Raw genomic sequence first — 20,041 nt, 5'->3', positions numbered from 1 at the left:
CCCATGATCATCGGGGTCGGGATCGACGTCGTCGACGTCGAGCGCTTCGGGGAGTCGCTGACCCGGACGCCCGGCCTGTCGGCGCGGCTCTTCACGCCCAGCGAGGCGACCCGGCCGCTCGCCTCGCTGGCGGCCCGGTTCGCCGCCAAGGAGGCGCTCGCGAAGGCCCTCGGCGCCCCGGTCGGGCTGCACTGGCACGACGCCGAGGTCGTCTCGGAGTCGTCGGGTCGCCCGCTGATGGAGCTGCGCGGCTCGGTCCGTGCCCGCGCCGACGAGCTCGGGGTCGGATCCGTGCACGTCTCGCTGTCCCACGACGCCGGCATCGCCTCGGCCGTGGTGGTGCTGGAGGGCTGAGGCCCGGGACGTCATACGGTCGGTGTGTCCACTTGCTCCCTCCGTATGACGTCCGGTGATGGCCGCTAGCGTGAGGGCATGAGGCGGGCGCACACGGTCGAGCAGGTGCGAGCGGCCGAGCGGGAGCTGATGGCCCGACTGCCCGAGGGGGCACTGATGCAGCGGGCCGCGACCGGGCTGGCGTACGCCGTGGTCGACCTGCTCGGCTCGGCGTACGGGCGGCGGGTGCTGCTGCTGGTCGGGTCGGGAGACAACGGGGGAGACGCGCTGTACGCCGGGGCGCTGCTCGCCCGGCGGGGCGCGGCGGTCCAGGCCTGGCTGCTGTCCGACCACGCGCACGAGGGCGGGGTGGCGGCGCTGAGGGAGGCCGGCGGGCGCGTGGTCGACGGGAGCCCGGCACGACCCGAGGTGGTGGTCGACGGGATCGTCGGGATCGGGGGGCGACCGGGGCTGCGGCCCGAGGCCGCGGCGGCGCTCGAGGCGGTACGGGGCGTGCCGGTGGTCGCGGTCGACACCCCGAGCGGCGTCGACGTCGACACCGGCGAGCTCGACGGGGCGCACGTGACCGCGGACGTGACGGTCACCTTCGGCACCCACAAGGTGGCGCACCTCGTCGACCCGGCGAGCCGGTATTGCGGGGCGGTGCATCTCGTCGACCTCGGGCTCGACCTGGCCGAGCCGGCCGTCGAGGCGCTGCAGCCGGAGGACGTCGCGGCGCTGCTGCCGCGGCCGGCGGCCGACGCGCAGAAGTACACGCGCGGCGTGGTCGGCGTCCGCGCCGGCAGTGCGCTCTACCCCGGCGCCGCGCTGCTGTCCGTCGCCGGCGCCGCGAGCGGGCTGGCGGGGATGGTGCGGTACGTCGGCCCGGCCGAGGTCGCCGACCGGGTGCGCCAGTGGCATCCCGAGGTCGTCGGCGAGGGCCGGGTCCAGGCCTGGGTGGTCGGCTCCGGCGGCGGCGAGAGTGCCGGCGATGAGCTCCGGGCGGCCCGGTCCGACCGGGTCCCGACCGTGGTCGACGCCGACGCGCTCGCCCATGTCGACGGGCCACAGCCGGCCGACACCGTGCTCACCCCGCACGCCGGCGAGCTCGCGGCGATGACCGGCGCCGAGCGCGCGGACGTCGAGGCCCGGCCGCTCCACCACGCGCGCGGCGCGGCCGCGGCGTACGGCTGCACGGTGCTGCTCAAGGGCCGCCGCACGCTGATCGCCGAGCCCGACGGCCGGGTCCGCGTCACCACCACCGGCACGCCCTGGCTGGCGACCGCCGGGGCGGGCGACGTGCTCGGCGGGCTGGTGGGCGCGCTGCTGGCCGCCCGACTCACGGCGTACGACGCCGCGTCCGTCGGATCCTGGCTGCACGGCGCCGCCGCGACACTCGCCGGGCGCGACGGACCGCTGGTCGCGAGCGACGTCGCGGCGGCGATCCCCGCGGCCGTGCGGAGCCTGCCGAGGGCGTGATGGGAGAATGGCAGGCCATGACTCCGCTGCCGGCCCCCGCCCGAGCCGAGATCGTCGTCGATCTCGGCGCGATCCGGCACAACGTCCGCCGGCTGCGCGAGCTCGCGGGCGTCGCGATGATGACCGTCGTCAAGGCCGACGGCTACGGTCACGGCCTGGCCGAGGCCGCCGGTGCGGCCCGCGAGGCGGGCGCCGAGTGGCTCGGGGTCGCCACCATCGACGAGGCGCTCGCGCTGCGCGCGGCCGGCGACACCGGTCGGATCCTGTGCTGGCTGACGGTGCCGAGCGAGGACCTCGCGCCCGTGGTCGCGGCCGACATCGACGTCACCGCCTACACGCTCGCCGAGCTCGACGCGATCCGGGCCGCGGTCGCCGACGCCGGCCGCCCGGCGCGGCTCCAGCTCAAGATCGACACCGGCCTGTCGCGCGGCGGCGCCCCGATGGACGCCTGGCCCGACCTCGTCGCGGCCGCGCGGCGCGGCGAGCAGGACGGCGCCTGGACGGTCACCGGGATCTGGTCCCATCTCGCGGCCAGCGACGAGCCCGACCACCCGGCCAACGACGCCCAGGAGGCGGTCTTCCACGAGGCGCTGGCCATCGCCGCGACTGCCGGCCTGCGGCCCGAGGTCCGCCATCTCGCCAACTCGGCGGCGGCGATCCTGCGGCCGTCCTCCCGGTTCGACCTGGTGCGGGTCGGCATCGCGTCGTACGGACTCGACCCCGCCCCCGGGCACACCCCCGATCTCGGCCTGCGCCCCGCGATGACCGCACGCGCCACGCTGGCGCTGAGCAAGCCGCTCGCGGCCGGCGCCTCGGTCTCCTACGGCCACATCTGGACCGCCGACCGGGCGACCACCGTCGGCCTGGTGCCGGTCGGGTACGCCGACGGCGTACCGCGCCACGCGAGCAACGTCGCCGAGGTTCAGGTCGCCGGCCGGCGGCGCCCGATCCGGGGCCGGATCTGCATGGACCAGTTCGTCGTGGACCTCGACGGCGAGCTGCCCGCACCCGGCGCGGACGTGGTGCTCTTCGGCGACGGCGGCCACGGCGAGCCGACCGCCCAGGACTGGGCCGAGGCGGCCGACACCATCTCCTACGAGATCGTCTCCCGGATCGGGGGCCGGATGACCCGGAGGTACGTCGACTCCAGCCCGCGGTTCCGGGAGGACCACGAGTCATGAGCATGCGCGGACGCGTGATCGGAGCGGTCACGGTCGGTGCCGTCGGCCTGGCCGCCGCCGGCGCCGGCATCGGCGTGAACCGGCAGCGCCGCCGGATCGTCGGCAGGTCGCCGTCCGACGCGCCGGCCTTCGGGTCGCTGCGGGCGGAGCCCGTGACGGTCGTCGCCGACGACGGCACGCCGCTGCACGTCGAGGTCGACGAGCCCGACGCGGCGCCCTCCGGGCGGGGCGGTCCGCCGTTGACCGTGATCTTCGCTCACGGCTACGCGCTCGAGATGGACTGCTGGCACTTCCAGCGCGAGCACTACCGCGGGCGGGTCCGCGCGGTCTTCTACGACCAGCGCTCGCACGGCCGCTCCGGTCGCTCGCCCGTCGGCAACGCCACGATCGAGCAGCTCGGCCGCGACCTGCTCACCGTCATGGACGCCGTCGCTCCGGAGGGCCCGGTGGTGCTCGTCGGTCACTCGATGGGCGGCATGACGATCGTCGCGCTCGCGGAGCAGCACCCGGAGCTGTTCGGCGACCGGGTGGTCGGCGCCGCGCTGATCTCGACCACGGCCGGGGGGCTCGAGCCCAGCCGGATCCTGTTCCCGATGGTGCCGGCGTGGGGGAGCGCCACCGCGGTCGGCCGCACCGTCTCCGCGCTGGGCCGCTCCCACAAGGTGGTCGACGGCGCCCGCCGGGCCGGCAAGGACGTCGCGCTGGTCGCCACCGCCGGGCTCGCGTTCGGCGACGAGGTGCCCGGCAGCTACGTCGCCTTCGTCGACAAGATGCTGTCGGCGACGCCGTTCGAGGTCGTGGCGGAGTTCTTCCCCGGCTTCTCGGCGCTGGACAAGTTCGACTGCGTCGAGGTACTCGCGAAGGTGCCGACCGCCGTGATCTGCGGCACCCAGGACAAGCTCACCTCGATCGGACACAGCCGCAAGCTCCACTCCCGGATCGACGGCTCGACCCTGCTCGAGTGCCACGGCGCCGGGCACATGGTGATCATGGAGCGCCACGACGAGGTGAACGGCGAGCTCGACCGGCTGCTCGCCGCGACCGGAGCCGAGGACGCGCGGTGACGGTCGAGATCACCCGCGTCGGCCCGGAGTCGGCGGAGCACGTGCTCGCCGTGGTCCGTGCGGCCTTCGCGGTGCGCCCGCCGCTCGACCCGCCCGCGGCGGCGCTGGCGGAGACCGAGGAGACCATCGCCAAGCGGCTCGCCGGCGGCGGTGGCCTGCTCGCCACCCTCGACGGCCGGCCCGTGGGCGCCCTGGTGCTCGACCCGGTCGGCAGCACGACGTACCTGCGCCGCTTCGGGGTGGTCCCCGACGCCCAGCGCCACGGCATCGCCGCCGCGCTGATCGAGGCGGCGGTCGAGGCCGCCGAGGGCTCCGCGGACCTGACCGTGGTCGCGCGCGAGGAGTTGCCGCAGACCGTGCGGTTCTGGGAGCGGCAGGGCTTCCGCGAGATCCGGCGCGAGTCCCCGAACGTCGAGCTGCGGCGGCCGCTGCGCACCCACGTCTTCCAGGTGCCGGACGCCGACTCCATGCGCGCCCTCGGGCGGGCCCTCGCGGCGCAGCTCGGCCCTGGCGACCTGGTCGTGCTCTCCGGCGAGCTGGGCGCGGGCAAGACGACGTTCACCCAGGGGCTGGGAGCCGGGCTGGGGGTGCGCGGCGACGTCACGTCGCCGACGTTCGTGATCGCGCGGGTCCACCCGTCGCTGGTCGGCGGCCCCGACCTGGTGCACGTCGACGCCTACCGGCTCGGCGGGCTCGACGAGCTCGACGACCTCGACCTCGACACCTCCCTCGACGACGCCGTCACCGTCGTCGAGTGGGGTGAGGGTCTCGCCGAGGGCCTCTCGGAGTCACGGCTGGAGGTCGCGATCGTGCGGGGCGACGCGCCGCACGACGGGCTCGACCCGCGGCGCGTCGAACTCACCCCGGTCGGCCCACGCTGGCACGCGCTGTCCTCGCCCGCGCTGGGTTCGACCTAGAAGCCGGTGATGCCCTCTTGGCCGTAGCCCTCCGCCTGCTCGTCGAAGTTCTCGTGCTCGAGCAGGTGCAGGATCGGTACGCCGAGCTTGCGCCGGGCCTTCGACGTCCAGTCGAGGTGGAAGAACTCGGCCACGACGTGCGGCCGGGTCAGGATGATCGCCTCGCGGCCGTCGACGGCGGCGACCTTGGCGGCGAGCGCGTCGATCGGCGGGTTGCCGACGACCTCGCCCCGGGCGACGGCGCCGCTGCGGCGCAGCGCCTGGAGCGTCTGCTCGAGCTCGGTGTGCGACCGGTCCTCGCAGTCCTTGCGGACCGCGTCGAGGTCGACCTCGCTCATCGGCATCGTCGGCGACGCGAGCATGTCGCCCGCGGTGAGGGAGCCCATCGCCGACTCGATGCGCGCCGCGGCGTCCTCCAGGGGCAACAGCACGTGGTAGGTCACCGGCTCGTCGAGACCCTCGTGGAGCGAGTGCACCTGGGCGGCATCCTGGTCGCTCAGTGCCTGCTCGATCAGGAGGACGACGTCGTAGTCCCCGCGGGTCGTCTCCGCTGCGTTCTCAGACATCTCGGCCTTCCTCAGTCGATACCGAGAATCCTAGCCAGGTCGTAGCTGACCGGCTCCTCCAACTGCTCGTAGCCGCACGACTCGGGGTCGCGGTCGGTGCGCCAGCGCCGGAACTGGGCCGTGTGCCGGAACCGGCGGCCCTCCATGTGGTCGTAGGCCACCTCCAGCACCCGCTCGGGCCGCAGCGGCGTGAACGAGAGGTCCTTGCCCTGGCTCCAGCGGCTCTGCGTGCCGGGGACCCGGTCGGGATTGGCGGTCAGGAACTCCTGCCAGTGGCCCCACGGGTGCTCCTCGATCGGCACGACCAGCGGCTGGAGCTCCTCGATCAGCTCGGCGCGCCGGGCCGCGGTGAAGCTCGCGCTCACCCCGACGTGCTGCAGCTGGCCGTCGCGGTAGAGCCCGAGCAGCAGGCTCCCGAGCAGCGGCTTCTCGGAAGTACTGGTCTTGTGCTCGCGGTAGCCGGCGACGACCACGTCGGCGGTGCGCTCGTGCTTGATCTTGAGCATCGTGCGGGCGTTCTGCTGGTACGCCGCGTCCAGCGGCTTGGCGACCACGCCGTCGAGGCCCGCCCCCTCGAACTGCTCGAACCACTCCTGGGCCTCGGCCGGGTCGGTCGTCGTCCGGGTGAGGTAGCAGGGGCCGTCGAGCCCGGCCAGCGCCTCCTCGAGCGCCGCCCGGCGCTCCGCGAACGGCCGCTCGGCGTACGACTCGTCGCCGAGTGCGAGCAGGTCGAAGGCGACGTACGACGCGGGCGTCTGCTCGGCCAGCAGGTCGATCCGGGACTTGGCGGGGTGGATGCGCTCCTGGAGCACCTCGAACTCCAGCCGCTCGCCCACGGAGACGAAGATCTCCCCGTCGAGCACGCACCGCTGCGGCAGCTGCTCGCGCATCGCGGTCACGACCTCGGGGAAGTAGCGGGTCAGCGGCTTGGTGTTGCGGCTGGCCAGCTCGACCTCGTCGCCGTCCTTGAAGACGATGCAGCGGAAGCCGTCCCACTTCGGCTCGAAGCTCAGCGCGCCGACCTCTCCCTGGAACTTCTTGGCGAGGTCGGGGATGCGCTTGACCGACTTCGCGAGCATCGGCTGCACGGGCGGCATCACGGGGAGGTCCACGCTCAGGACTCTAGTTCCCCGGGGCGACCGTCTGACGAGCAACTGACGCACTGACCTACCGTCGTCTCCCGCGCCGGAGGGCGACTCACGCACCTGACGAGGCTGCTCCCCTCAGGCGGATCCGCGACACTCAGGTCAGGTACGACGAAAACCTGGCGTCACCCCGTGAGCGGGTGTCGAAGCCGTTGCGACCTGCGGTGCTTGGCCGTACATTGGACGTACAGGAGGGGAGCATGGCTGACACGATCGCACGCCGCCGCAGCCGACGGATGGAGTTGCGCACCACGGACGAGGAGCGTGCGCTGATCGACCGTGCCGTGGCGGTGGAGGGCACCGATCTGACCGAGTTCGTGGTCACCCACGCCTCGGAGGCCGCGCGGCGGGTGCTGGCCGACCGACAGTCCTTCGAGCTCGATGCGGATGCGTTGCAGGCATGGGAGGAGCTCAACTCCCGTCCCGCCCGTGAGCTGCCCGGGCTGGCCGCGCTGTTCCGCCGACCTTCGCCGTTCGCCGAGTGAGCTACCGCGCGCCCGAGCCGCTTGGCTCGGCGCACCTTCTCGACGAGTTCGAGTGTGGCTCCTCGGAACAGACCGAGTGGCTGAGGCGGTTCGCTCGGCAGTCGGCCTCAGTGGGAACGACGAAGATCTTCGCCGTCACGGAGACCGGCTCCGATCGGGTGGTCGCGTACTACGCCTGGTGCATGGCACAGCTCGCGATCGGCGATGCTCCGGCGCGACTGCGAAAGGGCGCCGGACGGTACCCCCAGCCGGTCGCCCTGCTCGCCCGGTTGGGAGTGGATCTCACGCACGAACGCAAGGGGCTGGGTGCTGGGCTCCTGACGGATGTCGTCGCTCGAGTCGCCGCGCTCTCGGACGGGATCGGCTGTCGCGGCCTCCTGGTCCACGCCGAGTCGCAGACCGCCCACGACTTCTACCTCCATCTGGTTCCGGAGTTCGAGCAGAGCCCGACGGATGAGTTGCACTTGGTATCGATGCTGAAGGACATCAAGCGCACGCTCGGGCTCTGATGCGGTGGACATGGCGCATTCGAAGCAGGACGCACGCACCTGACGACGGTGTTCCCGATCCGCGGATCCGCGACACTCAGGTCAGGTACGACGAAAACCCGGCGTCACGTGGCCACCGCCGTGTCGCTGCCCCACCATGGTGACCCGTAACCTAGGGCAGTCAATCCCCGGTTGGTCTGCCGGGCGGAGCTGCCAGCCCCGCCAGGCGGGTCCGCAGGGTTTGCAATCCCCGGTTGGTCTGCCGGCAGGGCCCGCCTGACTTTGAATCAGGATTAGCGACGTAGGTTCGACTCCTACCCGGGGAGCGAGATCGGCACAAACGTGCTGGTCAGAGCGACCTCGGGCTCCGCCCCTGCTAAGGACAGGGACGGAGCCCGAGCCGTATGTGTCACCGAAGTGTCACGACCTGCACCCGCGAGTGCCTTACTGGACCGTTCGCAGGACGCTGCCGAGGGTGCGCGCCGCCTCTTCCGCCCCCGTCTTGGTGCTCTGGACGTAGAACGACATGTGAGTGGCGACCTCGTGCCCGAGGAGCCCCGCCGCATCGGCCGGTGCGACGCCGCTCCGATGCAGGGTGGTGGCAATGCTGTGCCTTAACTCGTGCAAACGGATGCGCGGCAATCCCGCGTCGGCACGGAGAACGCGCCAGCGGCCCGAGTAGGCGTCGGGCTGGATGGGACTACCCGACTCGTCAACGACCACGAGGCCGCTGTCCGGCCATGCTGTGCCCATGGCCAACCGGTCGGCCGCCTGACGGGCTTTGAGCGCTCTCAGAGCGGCGACGGTACCGGGCCACATCTCCTCGACCGGAACTGCCCTGCTGCTCGCCTTGCTCTTGGTGGCATCCCGGTTGGTGGTCGAGCCTCTGCCAACCTTCACTCGGCTGGCCTCGACCTTCACGGTGCCCGAGTCCAGATCGACCTCTGACCACGCGAGCCCGAGGACTTCGGAGCGGCGCAGGCCGCACGCCGAGAGCCGGAACGCCGCTCGGGTCCATTCCTCCTCGTGGGTGTCCACGTGCGCGACGAACTGGACCAGTTGCGCGGGCGCCCAGATGTTGACCGCGAGGGCGTCGTCCTTGGTCCTGCGTCGCGGCTTCACGTCGGTGGCCGGGTTGGCGCTAAGGACGCCAACCGAGACCCCGTACGCGAACACCGCGCGGACCGCTTGGAGCGCGTACACCTGTGAGCGTTGGGAGAGAGGCTTGCCGCGCTTGCCGCCGAAAGTCCCGAGGTGGTCCATCAGGTTCTCAACGTCGGTCCGGCTGAGGCTCTGGGCAATGTGGTCCCCGAAGAAGTCGAGCGGGTTACCGAGGGCGTCGGCATAGCCGGACCTCGTGACCTCGCGGATGTCCCGACGACTCTTCAACCAGTCCTCCGCGAGCGTGCGGAAGGTGACCTTGCTCGGCGCGGTGTAGCGCCCCTGAGCGACGTTCTGCCGCGTCTCGGTGACGAACTCTCGGGCTTCCTGCAACGTCCGGAAGTTCCGGGAGACCTGTTTTCTCTTGGGCGCACCCTTCGGTGCGGTGTCGATGACCACTCGGTATCGGTGGCCGTTCTTGACCAGGACGAGCCGGATGGGCTCGTCCGGCCGGGGTTGGGTGATTCTCACTTCCTGTCTCGCCTCCTCTTGGTGGTGCTGGGTTCGTCCGGGCTGCTGCCGGAGGTCTTGGGAGCGCGCGGCCTGCCGGTCGTTGGAGGACCGATGAGGCCCCGGTCGCGGGCCTCTCTGAGCCGCTTGTCGATGGTGTATACGGACGTGTGCCGCTTGGCCGCGATGGCTGCTCGGTTGAGCCCGTCCTTGTGGTCCTGAGCGACCTCTTCGAGGGTTGGGCCGTCGTGCTTGGGGAGATGAGGTCCGGAGGCGAAAACGGGCATGCCTGCCGCTTCCTGCTCCGCGAGGTGGAGGGACGCCTGTTCGGCGATACGTTGGACGGGCACGCGGCGGATCGTGTCTTGGTCGATGCGCTGTTCGGGCCGGGTGGTCAGGATTGTGATGCCAATGAGGCGAGCCCTGCCGTCCGCGCGTTCGATCATGGCCTGATAAATAAGGCCGCTGGTCTCATCCGTGATCGTTGCGCCGTCGATCTTGCGCTTAGGGCCGGAGTAGTTCCTGGGCGCGGGTCCGCCGAGATGATCCCCGAAGTCGTGACGCCACATGGTGAAGGGGCCGAGGGTCCAGTTTCGCTCTCGCCGTCTCATGTTTACAAACATACCTCCTAGAACTTTGGCGCACAAGCCTGCATGCTGGTGACATGGAGAAGACAGAGCAGCCATACGGCTATCGCATTGAGGAAGCCGCGCAGCGGCTTGGGATCGGGCGCTCGCTGATGTTCGACTTGGTGAGGCGCGGGGATGTTCGGACGGTCCGGTTCGGCAGGCGTCGCGTCGTGCCATCGGACGAGATTGCCCGCCTCCTCTCGGGAAGCGAGACAGACCAGTGACGACGTTCACGAGCAGAGTCCTCCCGTCCGCTGTCGGCTGTCCCGCCATTAGGCGGGAGGACAGCGACAGCCAAGCCGCTGTCCGTGATCCCGGAAGCCGAATCGGACAGTGAGGGACACCGACTATCGCCAATTGGGGCTTGCTGTGACACGGCATCCACATGCTCTAATCGGCTCAGCAGCGACCGATCCGGCAAGAGCACGACCACCAAGAGCCGGGGCGGCGCAGGCAGATAGAGAAGCCTGCGCGTCCGGTTTGGTCGCTGCTCCGCGCGGGCCTCTGCTGCCCGCGCCGCTCCGTTACAGATGGAGCGACCAATGACCAACGCGACCCGATTCATCCTGTCCGTCCAGACTGCCACCGGCCGTCTTCGGGTGGCGCACCGGCGTGGTCTTAACACGACCGTGCAGGAGGCCGACCTGCGAATCGCGCAGGTTGCCGACCACTTGCGAGACACGTTCTCACCGGATCAGCCGCTGTCGCTGGATCACCGCGACATGCTGTTGGCGCTGGTCGAGGATCTGCACCGAGAAACGTGGGTGAACACGACTGAGGGCGTGCGCGACGCCTATATCGAGTCTCTAGAGACAAGCGCCCAGTACGACGAGATGACCGAGTCATTCGAGCGCTTTGTGAATGGCGGTGATCGGTGAGCGCCGGGCTTGCCGCCGGAGCGGCGCAGGCACACGCGCGCGGGTGGTTCGTGTTCCCGGTCGGGCGCGATCCTAAGACACGGGAGAACAAGTTGCCCTTGGTGAAGTGGCGCGAGTGGACCGTTCCGTTCGCGCGTGCTGAGGAACTGTTCGCCGTCTGGCAGGACAAGCATCGTGTGACCGGCTACGGGATCGACTGCGCCCGCGCGAGGCTGGTTGTGCTTGACGAGGATGCCGCTGCGGCTCTGGCTGCGCTGTGCGAGGCGAACGGGTGGGACCCGATGCCGCCCACCTACACCGTGACCACTGGCCGGGGAAGGCACTTCTACTACCTTGCCCCGACCGGTGGCTGCGAGATTCGCAACCATGTGAAGGCAGAGGGTGCCGAGGTCGATATCCGGGGCGTAGGCGGCTACGTCGTCGGCCCCGGTTCGTTGCATGCGTCGGGTGCCGTCTATGCCGAGGAGGACGGGCGCGAGCCGGTTCCACTCCCCGAGTGGTTCGTGGACAGGTTCGGCACGCGGCCGAGCACCGGAGATGAGGTCGGGGGCAGCAGTGCCGGTGCCGGTGGCGACGGAGGCGCGGCTGCCGGAACGTCGTACGCCGCCGAGACCATGCCCCGTGGCCGGGTGACGCTGGACGAGGCGCGCGCCGATATCGAAGCCGCACAGGAAGGCACCCGCAACGACACCCTCAACAGGCAGGCGTTCTTCGTCGCCGCAGAGGTCAAGGGCGGACTGATTGAGCCTACGGAGGCCGAGGCCGTCTTGCTGGCGGCTGCCGATGCGTGCGGACTGTCGGAGGATGAGGCGAGGAAAACTCTGCGCTCGGCCGCCGAGGCTGCCCGGCCGGACGGGCCGATTGTGTGGTTCGACGTGGAGCCGGAACACGATGAGGGCTCTGAGACGGACGCCCCTGAATGCGGCTCCCATGTCGAGGCCGCAAAGTTCGACCGTGAGGTCGCGCGGGAGGTCCGGAGGATTGCTGTCCGCGAGGCCGCTGGCGATCGCGTGCGTCAGGAGCGGTACGCCGCCAACGCAGCTCCGATGCCAACATTGCTCACGCTCGACAACGTGCTGGCCCGCCCCCGGATCGCGCCCAAGTTTCTGATCGACGGGGTGTGGCCTTACGACGGGACAACGCTTCACGTCGCGCAACGGAAGACCGGCAAGACCGCGCTGACGCTGAACCTCACGCGCTCGCTCGTGGACGGGGAGCCTTTCCTCGGGGTGTTCGACTGCGCGGGAGGTGAGCGGGTCGCCCTGGTCAACCTCGAAGACCCAGAGAACGCGTTGGCTGATCTGCTGGAATGTCAGGGCATCGCAGACCTCGGAGCGGTGCTGCCGGTCTCACTGAATGGCAACGCCCGGGCGTTCGACGTGATGACCGACCAGGGCCGGGCGCGATGGGCGGCGGCACTTGCCGACAATGGCATCACAGTGCTGATCGTGGACCCGCTCAAGCCACTGGTTGACGCCTTCGGTCTGGACGAGTGGAGGCAGACCGGAGAACTGTTCAATGCCATCAAGGCGTGCGCCCACGAGGCGGGCATTCGTCACGTCCACGTCTCCCACCACGCGGGGCACGGATTGGAAGGCGGAAGGGTTCGCGCCCGAGGCGATTCGTCGTTGGAAGGTACCGCCGACGCTCTGTGGTTCTCTGCGATGGATGACCCGACTGACGCACGGTCCGCGCGTCAGTTCTCCGCACTCGGGCGTGGCGTGTCCATCGACAAGGGGGCGCTTCTGCTCGACGCCGCCACTGGCCGTCAGACCTACACGACCAAGGCCGCCGGACTCGTGATCGTCAAGCGTCACGCCGTTGTTGACTACCTAACCGACAACGGAACGACGAGCCGACAGGACCTGATCGCGAACGTGACTGGGCTCGACAAGAACAATGCCAGATCAGTTCTAGCCGCGTTGGTGGCTTCGGGCGAGGTTGTGGAGACCAGAGACCCGGGCCGGTCGCACGCGAAGCGCTACGCACTCCCGAAGACTCCGGACGAGATGTTCCCCGAGGAGTCGTCCATTCAGTAGCAGGACGCCTTGGTCGGTTCCAAGGAGACTCGCTGCTCGCCTGTCGCCGTGGAGAGTTCCATCAGAGCCTGCGAGTTCGCGCCCAGCGAGGGCAGCATTGCGTTGGTGAAGCCGACCACCGTGCCCGATGTGTCCAGAACATTCGCCTCAACGTAGACGCCGTTGGGACAACCCTCCGGACTGACCACTCGCATCTTCCACGTAACGCCCATGATGTTGCCTTCGCCGTCCGGGCTGTCCCACCGAGCCCACAGGCCGTTGGTCACCTGCGCCCATCCGAGGCGCTCCATCTTGGCCGCGAGCGAAAGACGCTGCCAGCGTTGCTGCAGGGTGGCCGGAGGGGCGGCAAGGGGATGGAGTGGCGGACCGGCGGCCTCCGGGTGCGTGGCGTCGGTGCTGACCCACGTGCCTGTCTCGGTCATGACGTGTCCGTCCACGACGTCGCCCGGCGACCAAGGCGGGCCGTCAGCGCGCGACTTCCGTGCGAGTTGAATCCATCCGTCCGACGTGCGGAGATGATCGTTCGCCACACTTCCAATGGGCCACTGGCCCTCCTGCGCTGGATCCGTCACGACCGGAGAACGTTTCCGTAGGCGTCCACGCTGAGGCTGTAGCGCTTCTCTCCGCCAACTCCGACCAAGATCAGCCAGACGATCGCCCATGCGAAGCAGGTGACGAGGGTCAGGATCAGGTGGAGAACGTGGTTGACCGGCTTGCCATCCACTAGCACAGCCGGGGCTGCTGCACCGATCTGTGACAGTCGGTTAGGCGGCCTGTTCGGCCAGCGTGGTCATGATGGCTTCGTACTCGATGGGGGTCAATCGGCCGAGTCGGGCTTGGCGTCGTCGGCGGTGGTAGGTCCGCTCGATTCAGGTCACGATCGCGATGCGGAGCTCCTCGCGGTTGGTCCACTTCTGCCGGTCGAGGACGTTGTGTTGGAGCAGGCTGAAGAAGCTCTCCATGGCCGCGTTGTCGCCGGCTGAGCCGACCTGGCCCATGGAGCCGAGCATCTGGTGGCGCCACAACGACTGCTGCAGCTTCCGACTCCGAAACTGGCCGCCCCTGTCTGAGTGCAGCTTGCAGCCGGCCACCGATCCACCCCCAGCAGTGCGCCTGGCGACGGCGGACTCGAGTGCGTCAACCGCGAGCTGGGAGGTCATCCGGGAGTCGATGGAGTAGCCCACGATCCGGTTGGACCACACGTCCTTGACCGCGCAGATGTAGAGCTTCCCGACCGCGGTCGGGTGCTCAGAGATGTCGGTGAGCCAGAGCTGGTTCGGACCGGGTGCGGTGAACTCGCGGCGAACCAGGTCGTCGTGGGCGGGCGCACCGGGCAGGTCCTTCTTCCCGCGGCGCTTCTTGCCGAAGACGCACCACCACTCGTTGCTCGAGCAGATCTTCCACACCGTCCGCTCGGACACCTGGTGGCCAGCGTCGGTGATCTCGTCGAAGAGCAGCCGGTAGCCGAACTCGGGGTCCTCGCGGTGGGCGTCGAAGATCGCGTTCGCGAGGTAGGCCTCCTCGAGTTCGCTGTCGGTGACCGGGCAGGCGAGCCAGGCGTAGTAGTGCTGGCGGTGGAGCTTGAGCACCCGGCACGCCACCGCGACCGGTACCCGGAGCGGGGCACCGGCCGCGGCGAGCTCTCTCACGAGCGGGTAGAGCCTTTTCCCGGTAGCTGGGCCTGCGACAGGTAAGCCGCAGCCCGACGCAGTACCTCGTTCTCCTGCTCCAGGAGCCGGTTGCGACGCTTCAACTCACGCAATTCGCGGGACTCGTCGGTGGTGACGCCGGGCTTCACGCCGTCCTCGACATCAGCCTGACGAAGCCACTTCGAGATCGTCATCTCGTGGACTCCGAAGTCGGTCGCGACCTGGGCCAGCGTCACCCCAGGACCACGATTACGGGCGACCCGGACGACGTCCTCACGGAACTCGCGGGGGTAGGGCTTGGGCACAGCAACATCCTTCCAGCCTGACAACTCGTCAAGCGATCTCAGATGTCACAGATCCGTTCATCAGCCCCGCCTGAAAGTCCATCTGGCTTTCGACTCGCGATCCCTGACGTACCTGGTTCGCCACGGCCTGAGCTAGGTAGGCACGGCGCGTCGCATCATCAAGTGGCTGAGGTCCCGACGATGCGGGAGGTGGGGGCGGGGTGTCGAACGACATCGGTTACTCCTGATCGACCCTCGATGAGGGATGTCAACTTGTAGGAACAGTCCTACAGACTAGGCGTAGGACTGTTCCTACGTTCGGGAAGTGACCGAAGAGCCTGAACGAACCGCCCGACGGCGGCGCGAACTGGGACAGAACCTTCGGGCTGAACGACACGCGGCCGGGCTCACGCAGGAGCGATTGGCGCTAGACGCTGGCCTTGACCGGTCGTTCTATGTCGATGTCGAGAACGGTCACCACTCGCTTGCCGTCGATCGGCTCTTCGCGATTGCTGAAGCGCTCGGTATCTCGGCGGATCGACTGCTTGCAGGCATTGACTGATCCGCGTTTCTGGAAACGTCGGGGCTCGCTCGCCGTTCGCGCTGCGGCTCGCTTCGCCCCGAGCATATCTCGATGTCAAGGTTCTCGCGCTTCCGTCGTCGCCACTGGGAAGAATGGGCGGGGGTTGCCTGCGCGCTCGCGACGTGAACCTCACTGAGTGGACGCCTTCGCCCGTCTGTCGACCGATCGACGGGGGTGATTAGCTCAAAGAGCAGTGGCTCGGCCTCCGGAAAGTCACCGCGCCAATCGGGGTGGGCTCGACCGCTTCGACCGAAGGGCGTGTGTTGTCAGTCCGTGAGTGTCGGCTGGGACTCGCGCTCAATAGCCGCGAGGGAGTAGGTCGTGCGAACCGTGTCGCGGGTTCCGCTTGCGAGACGGGTCAGCACGCGTAGTCGAGTCGCTACCCGCGTCTGTGCCTCCGCGTGAAGTTCTCCCACATTTGCCTGCAGTTCCATGGGTACGGAGACCCGGATCGTTCCTCTGTCATCGGTGATTAGAGTCAGTTCCGACGCAGACCAGACCCAGCCGTCAAGCGTTCCAGCAACTGCCTCGGTCTTCTCCTCTTCGTATCCCTCACGAGACACGAGACTCAGGATGTGTGCAGCGTGAGGACCGAGTTCAACGGCTGCCTCCTCGCTCCCGCGTCGGATTGTTCCGGTCAGCACCCAACCCCCATCCAATAGCGCCTCTGCGACGCGCGCGACGCCCTGGCGCGCTCGCGCATCGAGGGACACCAAGTGCGAACGCAATCCGTCGGCATCTGGCTCGTCGGCAGACGCAGAGGCTGCCGTGAACACGCCAGCCAGGTATACGAGCGCCTGTCCCTCAGCAGTCTCAGGAGCCTCGGGAATGAGGGCGGCACTGTCTGACCAGTCGGGCTCGCGAAACGTCACCTGCACAGAGCCTTCCAACGCTCCGCCTGCAATCAGGAGGTTTCGCGAGTGATGCCGCAGGCCCAGTGACGCCTTAACGAGTTCCTTCACCGAATCGGCAGTACGCATCACGAAGCGCCCAAAGTCGTAAGCACCTGTCTGGTGGTCAGACACCGTTACCCCATCGAGGTGTGTCTCCAACTCCACCCGACCCGGGAGAGACCGAGTCCGCGGAGTTGCCGAGGATCGCACCTCAAGCGAGTGCATCAATCTGTTCCGCCACGAGATGAGCAAGTCGTCAGCCGACTCGTTGTCAGCCTGTGCAAGAACGACAGCGAGCCGAGTCCATGGCGAGGTGCCGACCTCAAGATTGCGCGGGACCACGGTCACGGCCTCGCCCCTAGTCCACAGATCACCGGAGGGACCGGAGTCTTCTCGATGCCAGCCGCGCGTCTGGAGATAGTCCAGCACGACCGATCGTGCAGCGTCGGTCACGGCGCACCCCCTCCAGAGAAGCCCGTTACTGCGGTCTCAAGATCAGCAGCCCAGATGTCGAGCGTATCCACAGTCAGCCTCTGGGCCGTAGTGACTGTGATCGTCTTCTGAGTGGGCGGGAGCGGGTCGATCCTCGTCCAGAACGCCGCGCACCTCATCAGCGTCGTCCATCGAGGCTGTGCCGGGTGCTCCACCCAGTCCTTTGTATCTGGTGGCACCGACACCTGAACGAAGTAGCCCGGAAGATCGAGTTCCTCCCAGTTCTTCCGCCAAGCCGACTTGATCAGCCAAGCCCGTTGGCGAGTGATCGGCTTGTGTGTGCACTTCACTTGCACGGAGACGCCGATCCCTGGCCGCATGACGACCTGCCCATCAAGCGAGTGCACGTCGCCCTCGCCCGGGGTTGGAGCGAAAAGGTAACCGTGTCGGCGGCCATGAAATTCTGCCCGGAGACGGCCACGAAACTGCCCGCTGGCGGACATGAAACCTGCCCGGTGGCGGTCATGGGATCTGCCCGACACGACGTCGTCTGCCTCACCGGCTCCGACGGTTGAGGCCCCTCCTCAGGTGCGATCGGCGGTGCTGAAGCGCCCGTCGCCCTGAGGAGGGACAACTTGAAGTCTGCCGAGGAGATCATGGAAATCCTGGATGCCTACGACCTGACAGGGTCGTTGCGTGATGCCGGCGAGCTGGCCGGATGCTCGCACCACACGGTCAAGCACTACGTGGACCGCCGTGCTGCCGGGGGTGAGCTGGACAAGGCCGTGACTCGGCCGCAGTTGATCGATGAGTACCTGCCCAAGGTCGAGGAGTGGGTCGAGCGGTCCAAGGGCAAGGTCCGTGCCGACAGAGCGCACGAGAAGCTGCTCGCGATGGGCTACAAGGGTTCGGAGCGCACCACCCGTCGTGCGGTCGCATCGGTGAAGAAGTCATACCGGTCAGGACATGTGCGGGTCCACCGGCCCTGGGTCACCGAGCCGGGGATGTGGCTGCAGTACGACTACGGCGACGGACCTGTCGTCGACGGCGTCAAGACGGTTCTGTTCGTGGCGTGGCTGGCGTGGTCGCGGTTCCGGGTCGTGATCGCGCTGCGCGATAAGACCATGCCGTCCGTGTTCGCCGCGCTGGACCAGACCTTCCGCCGGTTGGGTGGGGTGCCGACCTACGTGCTGACCGACAACGAGAAGACCGTCACGACCGAGCACATCGCCGGGATCCCGGTCCGCAACGGACAGCTCGTCACCTTCGCCGAGCACTACTCGGTCGTGGTCCACACCTGTGTGCCGGCGGATCCGGCGTCCAAGGGCGGCACCGAGTCGTCGGTGAAGATCAGCAAGGCCGACCTGGTGCCCAAGGACACCAACCTGCGTGAGGAGTACGCGTCGTTTAGCGAGCTCGAGGAGGCGTGTGAGGCGTTCTGTCAGAAGGTCAACACCCGGGCTCACCGGACCACGAAGCGGCCACCGGTCGAGATGTTGGCCGAAGAGCGGACACGGCTACACCCGGTCCCGACACAGCCGCACACAGTCGCGTTCGGCACCACCCGGGTAGTGCCGGGCAACACGCCGATGGTGATGTTCGAGTCCGGCCAGTACTCGGTGCCACACACCCTGCTCGGCGCCACGGTGTGGGTTCGTGCCCAAGGACTCGGCGACGGCGAGGAGGTCGTCATCGTTCACGTCGGCGAGGACGGACCCGCCGAGGTCGCCCGCCACGCGCGCGCGACGCCGGGCACGCCGAGGATCAACGACGAGCACTTCCCACCGCAGCCGGAAGGTCCGTTGAACCGGCAGCCGCGAGCGAAGAACCCAGCGGAAGCCGAGTTCCTCGACCTGGGCGAGGGCGCCCGCCTGTGGCTGGTCGAGGCCGCTGCGGCGGGCACGCCGCGGATGAGGGTCAAGATGGCCGAAGCCCTCAGCCTGGCCAAGCTGTTCGACCCCGTCGAGGTCGACTGGGCACTCGGCCACGCCGCCGTCCACGGCCGGTTCGCCGAGGCCGATCTGTCCTCGATCCTCGACCACCACGCCCGGCAACCCGCTGTTGGCGAGCACCGTGCCGGCGAAGAACGGTCGCTGACCCAGGGCACCGCCGGATGGGCACGTCTCGGCCAGCACGACAGCCAGCACGACAGCCGCGAGGGGAACGAGGTGACCCGATGACGACCAAGACCACCACACCATCGATGGCGTCCGCGCCGCCGTTGCCGGCCGAGTTGGAGGACCTCTTGCGGCGGCTTCGGCTGCCCCACATCCGTCGCCACGCACCGGAGGTCGTCGCGACCGCGAAGGCCCAACGCTGGGAGCCCGCCGAGGTGCTCAAGGCTCTGTTCGCCGAGGAGGTCGCCGGAAGGGAACGCTCCGCACTGGCCACCCGCAGGGCGGCTGCGGGGTTCCCGACCGGGAAGACGTTCGATGCGTGGCAGCCCGAGGCATCCTCGATCCCGGCACCGACCCAGCAGGCACTCCGCACCCTGGAATGGGTCCACCGTCGGGAAAACCTCGTCGTGTGCGGGCCGTCGGGGACCGGGAAGACGTTCCTACTGGAGGCACTCGGTCACCAAGCCGTCGAGGCCGGGTTGAAGGTCGCCTGGTTCACCCTGGAAGACCTCGGGGTCCTGCTGCGCCGCCATCGTGCCGACGACACGGTGTCCAAGGCCATCGCCCGTGTGCTGCGCGCCGATCTCGTTGTCGTCGACGACATCGGCCTGTTGCCGGTCGCCCAGGATGCCGCCGAGGGGCTCTACCGGCTCGTCGACGCCGCCTACGAGAAGCGGTCGGTCGCGATCAGCTCGAACCTGCACCCGTCCGGGTTCGACGAGCTGATGCCCAAGACGCTGGCGACCGCCACCGTCGACCGGCTACTGCACCACGCCCACGTGTGCCAGACCAGCGGAGACTCCGTGCGACTTACCCAGGCACTCGCCGGCCGAGGGGTGAGTCCCTTGAGCTGAGTGCTCTGGTCGGTGGTGGCCGCAAGCCCACTGGGCAGATCCCATGGCCACCACCGGGCAGTTCTCGTGACCGTCAGCGGGCAGGTCTCACGACCGCCCCTGGGCAGTTCCTACTGTCCCTTGACAAACCGGCCTGCGCGCAGATCGCGCTCACATACTGGACGCCCCACCACGCTTGCCGTCGGTCTAATCCCTCGGGACGCGTCCACATGCCCACCGAGGTCATGCCCGGACGATAGGGGATACACGGAGGCCAAATCAGGAAGATCCGCTCATCTAGCCCAAGGGTGCGGGTCGTTCGCGCTGACTGGAAGACCGCGCGCCGCTGACAGGGCGTCTGCTCTCGGGTCGCCCGCCGAACTGCACGACTGTGGCGCATGTTGTGTCACAACATGTACGCCGCCGATCTGGCAT

General features: G+C 68.8%; 20 protein-coding genes, 1 tRNA gene and 1 pseudogene. 14 read left to right on the top strand and 8 right to left on the bottom strand.

Translation table 11 applies throughout. From position 1 onward, the window contains the following. Nucleotides 1-3 precede the first annotated feature (3 nt). The 5 genes from FHU40_RS08800 (at nt 4) to tsaE (ending at nt 4,974) form a co-directional block, all read left to right on the top strand. A complete protein-coding gene (locus FHU40_RS08800) occupies nt 4-354 on the top strand; it encodes a holo-ACP synthase (RefSeq protein WP_183591828.1) in 351 nt (116 codons plus the stop codon). Nucleotides 355-432: 78 nt separating this feature from the next. Continuing rightward, the gene (locus tag FHU40_RS08795) at nt 433-1,812 is read left to right on the top strand and encodes an NAD(P)H-hydrate dehydratase (RefSeq protein WP_183591827.1); all 1,380 of its coding nucleotides are present in this window, start codon (nt 433-435) and stop codon (nt 1,810-1,812) included. A 17-nt stretch (nt 1,813-1,829) separates the two neighbouring features. Beyond that, nucleotides 1,830-2,993, top strand: a complete 1,164-nt coding sequence (alr, locus tag FHU40_RS08790) for an alanine racemase (RefSeq protein WP_183591826.1) — start codon at nt 1,830-1,832, stop codon at nt 2,991-2,993. Further along, nucleotides 2,990-4,057: an alpha/beta fold hydrolase gene (locus tag FHU40_RS08785; RefSeq protein WP_183591825.1), complete on the top strand. Its 1,068-nt coding sequence runs from the start codon at nt 2,990-2,992 to the stop codon at nt 4,055-4,057. The genes alr and FHU40_RS08785 overlap by 4 nt, the downstream gene beginning before the upstream one ends. Further along, the gene (tsaE, locus tag FHU40_RS08780) at nt 4,054-4,974 is read left to right on the top strand and encodes a tRNA (adenosine(37)-N6)-threonylcarbamoyltransferase complex ATPase subunit type 1 TsaE (RefSeq protein WP_183591824.1); all 921 of its coding nucleotides are present in this window, start codon (nt 4,054-4,056) and stop codon (nt 4,972-4,974) included. The genes FHU40_RS08785 and tsaE overlap by 4 nt, the downstream gene beginning before the upstream one ends. Here the strand turns inward: tsaE and FHU40_RS08775 are convergent. Continuing rightward, on the bottom strand, nt 4,971-5,540 hold the full coding sequence (locus FHU40_RS08775; protein ID WP_183591823.1) for a hypothetical protein: 570 nt from the start codon (nt 5,538-5,540) through the stop codon (nt 4,971-4,973). The two genes, tsaE and FHU40_RS08775, sit on opposite strands and share 4 nt — an antisense overlap. Before the next feature lie 11 nt (nt 5,541-5,551). Next, the gene (locus tag FHU40_RS08770) at nt 5,552-6,652 is read right to left on the bottom strand and encodes an ATP-dependent DNA ligase (RefSeq protein WP_183591822.1); all 1,101 of its coding nucleotides are present in this window, start codon (nt 6,650-6,652) and stop codon (nt 5,552-5,554) included. Nucleotides 6,653-6,885: 233 nt separating this feature from the next. Here FHU40_RS08770 and FHU40_RS08765 point away from each other — a divergent pair, with 233 nt between their 5' ends. The 3 genes from FHU40_RS08765 (at nt 6,886) to FHU40_RS08755 (ending at nt 7,984) form a co-directional block, all read left to right on the top strand. After that, entirely contained in the window at nt 6,886-7,170 is a 285-nt protein-coding gene (locus tag FHU40_RS08765; protein ID WP_183591821.1) for a type II toxin-antitoxin system TacA family antitoxin, read from the top strand. Further along, complete coding sequence (locus FHU40_RS08760; RefSeq protein ID WP_183591820.1) at nt 7,167-7,679, top strand: N-acetyltransferase; 513 nt, start codon at nt 7,167-7,169, stop codon at nt 7,677-7,679. Before FHU40_RS08765 ends, FHU40_RS08760 begins: the two co-directional genes overlap by 4 nt. A gap of 226 nt (nt 7,680-7,905) precedes the next feature. Beyond that, nucleotides 7,906-7,984: transfer RNA gene (locus FHU40_RS08755), tRNA-Gln, on the top strand. Between the two features lie 118 nt (nt 7,985-8,102). Here the strand turns inward: FHU40_RS08755 and FHU40_RS08750 are convergent. Together FHU40_RS08750 and FHU40_RS08745 are read right to left on the bottom strand one after the other, a co-directional pair. Next, nucleotides 8,103-9,218 (bottom strand): tyrosine-type recombinase/integrase, encoded by a 1,116-nt coding sequence (locus FHU40_RS08750; RefSeq protein WP_183591819.1) that lies wholly within the window; start codon nt 9,216-9,218, stop codon nt 8,103-8,105. A gap of 68 nt (nt 9,219-9,286) precedes the next feature. Then, complete coding sequence (locus tag FHU40_RS08745) at nt 9,287-9,880, bottom strand: hypothetical protein (protein ID WP_183591818.1); 594 nt, start codon at nt 9,878-9,880, stop codon at nt 9,287-9,289. A 53-nt stretch (nt 9,881-9,933) separates the two neighbouring features. On the opposite strand from FHU40_RS08745, the gene FHU40_RS08740 reads away from it, so the two are divergent. From FHU40_RS08740 to FHU40_RS29415, 3 genes are all read left to right on the top strand, one after another. Continuing rightward, the gene (locus FHU40_RS08740; protein WP_183591817.1) at nt 9,934-10,122 is read left to right on the top strand and encodes a helix-turn-helix domain-containing protein; all 189 of its coding nucleotides are present in this window, start codon (nt 9,934-9,936) and stop codon (nt 10,120-10,122) included. A gap of 318 nt (nt 10,123-10,440) precedes the next feature. Continuing rightward, nucleotides 10,441-10,776, top strand: a complete 336-nt coding sequence (locus FHU40_RS08735; protein WP_183591816.1) for a hypothetical protein — start codon at nt 10,441-10,443, stop codon at nt 10,774-10,776. Further along, nucleotides 10,773-12,815 carry a bifunctional DNA primase/polymerase gene (locus FHU40_RS29415; protein ID WP_183591815.1) on the top strand — a complete coding sequence of 681 codons (2,043 nt, stop codon included), beginning with the start codon at nt 10,773-10,775 and terminating at the stop codon, nt 12,813-12,815. The genes FHU40_RS08735 and FHU40_RS29415 overlap by 4 nt, the downstream gene beginning before the upstream one ends. Here FHU40_RS29415 and FHU40_RS08725 read toward each other — a convergent pair. Together FHU40_RS08725 and FHU40_RS08720 are read right to left on the bottom strand one after the other, a co-directional pair. After that, complete coding sequence (locus tag FHU40_RS08725; protein ID WP_183591814.1) at nt 12,809-13,237, bottom strand: hypothetical protein; 429 nt, start codon at nt 13,235-13,237, stop codon at nt 12,809-12,811. The two genes, FHU40_RS29415 and FHU40_RS08725, sit on opposite strands and share 7 nt — an antisense overlap. 342 nt (nt 13,238-13,579) lie before the next feature. Continuing rightward, nucleotides 13,580-14,769: pseudogene (locus FHU40_RS08720) on the bottom strand (IS3 family transposase). 304 nt (nt 14,770-15,073) lie between these two features. On the opposite strand from FHU40_RS08720, the gene FHU40_RS28115 reads away from it, so the two are divergent. After that, nucleotides 15,074-15,310 carry a helix-turn-helix domain-containing protein gene (locus FHU40_RS28115; protein ID WP_221199532.1) on the top strand — a complete coding sequence of 79 codons (237 nt, stop codon included), beginning with the start codon at nt 15,074-15,076 and terminating at the stop codon, nt 15,308-15,310. Nucleotides 15,311-15,597: 287 nt separating this feature from the next. Here the strand turns inward: FHU40_RS28115 and FHU40_RS08710 are convergent, their stop codons facing one another. Continuing rightward, a complete protein-coding gene (locus FHU40_RS08710; RefSeq protein ID WP_183591813.1) occupies nt 15,598-16,677 on the bottom strand; it encodes a hypothetical protein in 1,080 nt (359 codons plus the stop codon). After that, the gene (locus tag FHU40_RS29840; RefSeq protein ID WP_425490163.1) at nt 16,674-17,159 is read right to left on the bottom strand and encodes a DUF4365 domain-containing protein; all 486 of its coding nucleotides are present in this window, start codon (nt 17,157-17,159) and stop codon (nt 16,674-16,676) included. Before FHU40_RS29840 ends, FHU40_RS08710 begins: the two co-directional genes overlap by 4 nt. A gap of 132 nt (nt 17,160-17,291) precedes the next feature. Here FHU40_RS29840 and istA point away from each other — a divergent pair, with 132 nt between their 5' ends. Continuing rightward, on the top strand, nt 17,292-18,836 hold the full coding sequence (istA, locus tag FHU40_RS08700; protein WP_064075337.1) for an IS21 family transposase: 1,545 nt from the start codon (nt 17,292-17,294) through the stop codon (nt 18,834-18,836). Beyond that, entirely contained in the window at nt 18,833-19,627 is a 795-nt protein-coding gene (gene istB, locus FHU40_RS08695) for an IS21-like element helper ATPase IstB (RefSeq protein WP_183591811.1), read from the top strand. Before istA ends, istB begins: the two co-directional genes overlap by 4 nt. The last annotated feature ends 414 nt before the right edge of the window (nt 19,628-20,041 follow it).

Origin of the sequence: Nocardioides soli (genome assembly GCF_014191495.1) — a bacterium.
Lineage (GTDB): Bacteria > Actinomycetota > Actinomycetes > Propionibacteriales > Nocardioidaceae > Nocardioides > Nocardioides soli.
This window is presented reverse-complemented; position numbering and strand designations above follow the sequence as displayed.